Origin of the sequence: Azospirillum sp. (genome assembly GCF_035627195.1) — a bacterium.
Classification (GTDB): domain Bacteria; phylum Pseudomonadota; class Alphaproteobacteria; order Azospirillales; family Azospirillaceae; genus Azospirillum.
Map to the genome: position 1 here is coordinate 1 of NZ_DASPMG010000183.1, position 2,450 is coordinate 2,450.

Annotated in this window: 4 protein-coding genes; 2 read left to right on the forward strand and 2 right to left on the reverse strand. The window is 67.6% G+C overall.

Annotated features, from left to right (window positions below):
- A partial coding sequence (locus tag VED21_RS17000; protein WP_324884100.1) for a helix-turn-helix domain-containing protein occupies window positions 1-276 on the forward strand: 276 nt, incomplete at its 5' end.
- Window positions 277-357: 81 nt separating this feature from the next.
- On the opposite strand, the gene VED21_RS17005 is transcribed toward VED21_RS17000, so the two are convergent.
- Window positions 358-549 (reverse strand): DUF2892 domain-containing protein, encoded by a 192-nt coding sequence (locus VED21_RS17005; RefSeq protein ID WP_324884102.1) that lies wholly within the window; start codon window positions 547-549, stop codon window positions 358-360.
- Window positions 550-619: 70 nt separating this feature from the next.
- Window positions 620-1,285 carry a Crp/Fnr family transcriptional regulator gene (locus tag VED21_RS17010; RefSeq protein ID WP_324884104.1) on the reverse strand — a complete coding sequence of 222 codons (666 nt, stop codon included), beginning with the start codon at window positions 1,283-1,285 and terminating at the stop codon, window positions 620-622.
- A 208-nt stretch (window positions 1,286-1,493) separates the two neighbouring features.
- Here VED21_RS17010 and VED21_RS17015 point away from each other — a divergent pair.
- Window positions 1,494-2,450: GumC family protein (locus tag VED21_RS17015; RefSeq protein ID WP_324884106.1), on the forward strand; the 957-nt coding region annotated here is incomplete at its 3' end.

Here is a 2,450-nt window from a genome sequence, read left to right on the forward strand (position 1 = left end):
AACATCGCCACGGCGGTAGCGGCGGTGAAGGCCGGGGCGGTGGATTACCTGCCCAAGCCGGCGGACGCCGACGCCGTGGAATCCGCCCTTCTCGCCGATGGCCGCGTGCTGCCCGAGCCGCCGGATAACCCGATGTCGGCCGACCGCGTGCGGTGGGAGCATATCCAGCGCGTCTTTGAACAGTGCGACCGCAACGTCTCCGAGACGGCGCGGCGCCTGAAGATGCATCGCCGCACTCTCCAGCGCATTTTGAACAAGCACGCGCCGCGCGGGTGATCGGCAGAAAATGGGAACACGAAAAAACGGTGCCTCGATCGAGGCACCGTTTTTTCGTTTCCGGCTCTGGCGCTGTCCGTATTACTTCGGCTCGACCGGGCAGGTCTTGATGCCCAGCGGCAGATAGGCCGGGCAGAAACCGATGAGCGCCGTGAGCAGCGGCACCAGCCCAACCCATCCCCACGGGGTCTGCGGGCCGACGAAGACCAGGGCGATCAGGATAATGCCGACGATGGCGCGCAGCGCGCGGTCGACGCTACCGACGTTCCTCATGGAAGACCTCATTGACTTCGGTTAAATCCAGCCGCCATTAAACTCCAAGCTGGATCAGCCCGTCTGTAACCTAGTCACAGAGCCGGGCCAGTTCGTCCGCGTTCGCCACCGCGATGCAGCCGCGATTCAATGTCACGAAGCCCTGGCGCTCGAACTCCTTCAACTGGCGGCTCACCACCTCGCGCGCCGTGCCCAGTTCCACCGCCAGCGCCTGATGGGTCATGGGCAGCTCGCTCCGCGCGTCGCGGTGTTCCAGCAGAAAGCGGGCCAGCCGCAGGTCGACACGCCCGAACGCCACCTCCTCCAGCAGCGTTAGCAGGCTGGTGATCCGCGTGCCGAAGGAGGTGAAGACGAAGCGGCGGAACACGTCGGATTGGGCTAAAAGCTGGTGGAACGGCCCGGACGGCAGGGCCAGCGCCGACACCTCGGTTTCGGCCACCCCCTCGGCGTTGTAGGGCGCCTCGGTCATCAGGCACGAGGTGGTGAGCACGCAGGTGCCGCCGCGCGCCACCCGGTATAAAATGATCTCCCGCCCGTTTTCCGCCACCATCTGCACGCGGGCGGAGCCGTCGAGCACCATGAGGTAGTTGCGGCACAAGGCACCGGGCTCGAACAGCACGGCGCCGCGCGGCAGGTCGGCCCGGACCACGCTGTCCTGAAGGAGCTTCAGCGCCGCCGGTTCCAGCCGGGCCAGCGCCGCGAAGGTGCCCAACCAATCCCCGCCTGCCCCGCTCATGCCAGCCTCCCCCATTCGGTGATCCCGAGAATGCGGCGGCGGGCCGGCGGGATCAATCCCTTGGTTCGACTGTTCCACGGCGGGACTTCACGTTACCCGGCGGAGGGTTCTCGCCTTGGCGGCCCCGGAGTCATACAACCAGTCATACAATCAATCATACGATCCGCCCACCCGGCGTCCCTCGTCGGAAAGCGTCCGGCGTCCGGCCTTGCCGGAGGCGGCGGCCAGCGCCGTGCGCCGCACCGTCGGCATCCTGTGGCGCCGCCGCTGGCTGATCGGCCTGTTCGCCCTGATCGGGACGGCGCTGGCGGTATTCGCGGCGATGCGGATGACGCCCCTCTACACCGGCGAGGCGCTGGTGATGCTGGAAAACCGCCGCACCGAGGTGATCGACTTCGAGGCGGTGCTGTCCGGGATCACCCCCGATCTCGCCGCCATGCAGGGCGAGGTGGCCATTCTCCAGTCCTCCGCCTTCGCCGAGAAAGTGGTGGACAAGCTGGGTCTGGTGAACGATCCCGAGTTCAACGCCGATTTGCGCCCCCCTGGATTCAGCCTCGCTTCCTGGTTCGATCCCCGGAACTGGATACCGCGCGCCTGGCTCGATGGGTTGCGCGGCCGCGACACCGCCAAGGTGGCTTTATCGGAAGAGGAAGAGCGCGAGCGCGTCCGCAACGCCGTGGTCGACAGCCTGCTCGACCGCATGGGTGTGCGCCCGCAGGGCCGCTCCTTCGTCATGGCCATCACGGTGGACAGCGAAGACCCGCGCAAGGCGGCGCGAATCGCCAACACGGCCGCCAACCTGTACCTTGTCGACCAGCTCGACGAGAAGTTCGAGGCCACCCGCCGCGCCACCCAATGGCTGGAAGAACGGCTGACCACCATGCGCGACGAGACCAAGCGGGCCGGGGACGCGGTGGAAGCCTTCCGCGCCAAGGCCGGGCTGACCACGGCCGGCGAGTCGCCGATGCTCAGCCAGCAACTGGCCGAACTCAGCACCCGCTACGTGGTGGCGCGCACCGAACGCGAAACGGCAGAGGCCAAGTTCCGCGAGGTGGCTGGGCTGGCCAAATCGTCGCGCGGTCCCGGCGCCATCGGCGATGTGCTGGCCTCGCCGCTGGTCCAGACCCTGCGCGGTCAGGAGGCGGAAGTGGCGCGCCGGGTGGCG

Excerpts from the sequence above, each read along its gene's own strand:
- VED21_RS17005 (WP_324884102.1), bottom strand. The coding sequence starts at position 549 with ATGAGGAACGTCGGTAGCGTCGACCGCGCGCTGCGCGCCATCGTCGGC.
- VED21_RS17010 (WP_324884104.1), bottom strand. The coding sequence starts at position 1,285 with ATGAGCGGGGCAGGCGGGGATTGGTTGGGCACCTTCGCGGCGCTGGCC.